This window comes from Acinetobacter sp. YH01019 (assembly GCF_013420285.1).
Taxonomy (GTDB): Bacteria; Pseudomonadota; Gammaproteobacteria; order Pseudomonadales; family Moraxellaceae; genus Acinetobacter; species Acinetobacter gandensis.
In genome coordinates, this window is record NZ_VOYM01000163.1 from 1 (window position 1) to 2,191 (window position 2,191).

A 2,191-nucleotide genomic window follows, 5' to 3' on the forward strand; every position below is an offset into this window, starting at 1 on the left:
GTAAATTTTCAGCGTTGCTGGCTCCCCGTCAGCCGGATTGGGTTGCATCGCAGGGGTGTCGAAAGAGTCAACTGCGGTCCAAAGCTGTTGGACTTGGGTGAAAAGGGCGTTTATTCTTCCTATACGTGAACCGCATCCTACGGAATGAGTAACCCTTGCCCTATTGTGAGTAGAACGTCGTATAATTCAAACGAAAGCAGTTAATAGGTATGAAATATCACAGCACAAAAGAGCGACAGGACATGTTTAGATGATGTTATTATAAAATAATAACATCATGGATGAATAAAAAATAATTTTCTATCTTTACAACTATGTTATACTTCTATGATAAGGCTATGATGGCAAAGCCTTGGTTTTCCTAATCAAATAGTCGCCGAGATGGCTTCAATGCGACAGTAGGTCTACTGTCTCACAATTAATTCATGTATCAGATTTTTGTTCCCTGATGGGAAGTGTTATCCATACGAAAAGAATATGGGTAAAGTGTTACACCTGTATATGACATTCAGAATGTCCTGTCGGGGGAACTGGTACCAATTTAATAAAAGAAAACAGTATAGAAATGACAATCGAAGATATGCAAACATTAGCCCTAGAGCATGGGCTGAGAATTTCGGAAGAGATGAGTGTCAATGAGATGGGCATCGACTTTAGAGTTGCCTTTGTAAAGGAAGTAAACGGTGAGAACTGGGTACTCCGTATACCTCGAAGAAGCGATATGCTTGAACAAATCGAAAATGAAAGTAGAATATTGGATTTAGCCAAAAGAAACCTGTCGATCAATGTCCCTGATTGGAAAATTGTATCGGAGCGCCTAATAGCCTACCCTTTACTGGAGGATGCGCCTGCTCTGACATTCGATGCGATAACACATGAGGTTTCTTGGAACATAGATCGCGATAGCATAGCTTATGTGGAGTCTCTGGCAAAATCATTGGCCGAATTACATCGTATTACAGCTGACGATGTGAGAAAGAGCAACTTGAAAATAATGACTCCAAGTGAATTGAGGACCGAAATAGCTGACCGTATCCACTTGGTGAAATCTGAGATAGGTATCAGCGAGCCGTTGGAAAACAGATACCGTAGATGGTTGGACAATGACCCTTTGTGGCCTGAATTCACTTGTTTCATCCATGGCGATCTCTATGCAGGGCATGTCTTAACCTCGAAGGAAGGTAAGACCTCTGGTATCATAGATTGGTCTACTGCGCATATGGGTGATCCTGCACTGGACTTTTCTGGTCACGTATCGGTTTTTGGAGAGGATAGCCTGAAGAGTTTGATAACGGAGTATGCTAAACAAGGCGGAACGATATGGGATAGGCTCTACGAACAATCTATAGAGAGGGCTGCTGCAGCTCCATTAGCATATGGCGCTTTTGCGGTAGAGTGCAACGACGATAATCATATCAATGCCGCCAGAGCAGCCTTAGGTATTGTTCAATAAAATGATGTGAGGATACTTTTTTAAATGCTAAAATAGGAGTTCGATTGGTGCCACTTAAGAGTATCATTGATTTCTATTTTAGCCAGTATCCTCCACTTTTAGGAGCTCCTCGAAACTCGATTTTATGATCATCTCTTAAGATTTTGAGCCACCGCTCTACTATCTTGACAGGAACTAATAGCTCGTTTACTAAAAATGGTGCACGCTTTCCTGGATTAGTTCTTATCTGATTAAATAGTAGATTTACTCCCTCACTTACTCCCTCATTAGATTCGAAAAGTAGCTTTGATGAGACAATAACTCGAAAACCGTGCTGGAAATTTTCAAAGACAGGGGGACGCAGACCATAGGATGCGAAGCCTTCTTGGATTCGTTTGATGCCTGACCCATATTTTTCAATAAAATGCGCTTCTTTGAACGTGGCAGATATCCTTTTATTGCGCGCCCATGGCGAGTAATCTTCACGAAGAAGCTGATCAATCGTTAAGTTATCAGCTAAACCACCTGGATTGAAAAACTCTATGGAATTGTAATACACCCTGATTATGGAATCGGCAAATTAATTTGGACTTGGGTGAAAAGGGCGTTTATTCTTCCTATTACGTTGTCGGCAGCGGGCCAAAAAGGAATACGTCCATGCCCATCGAGGTGAAACCGGCTGTGAGCGCGGGTTCAAGCATATAGCCCGACAGGCGCGTATCCTTGCCGATCACGACACGATGGCGGTGGTCACCGCGA

The 2,191-nt window shown here is 42.6% G+C and carries 2 protein-coding genes and 1 pseudogene; 1 reads left to right on the forward strand and 2 read right to left on the reverse strand.

Annotated features, from left to right (window positions below; genetic code table 11):
- Positions 1–565 precede the first annotated feature (565 nt).
- Positions 566–1,453: an Mph(E)/Mph(G) family macrolide 2'-phosphotransferase gene (gene mph / locus FTT84_RS17580; RefSeq protein ID WP_071830579.1), complete on the forward strand. Its 888-nt coding sequence runs from the start codon at positions 566–568 to the stop codon at positions 1,451–1,453.
- Between the two features lie 73 nt (positions 1,454–1,526).
- Here mph and FTT84_RS17585 read toward each other — a convergent pair whose 3' ends face one another.
- Positions 1,527–1,991, reverse strand: a complete 465-nt coding sequence (locus tag FTT84_RS17585; RefSeq protein ID WP_071830580.1) for an ATP-binding protein — start codon at positions 1,989–1,991, stop codon at positions 1,527–1,529.
- A 67-nt stretch (positions 1,992–2,058) separates the two neighbouring features.
- Positions 2,059–2,191: pseudogene (locus FTT84_RS18320) on the reverse strand (hypothetical protein); the annotation flags it as partial.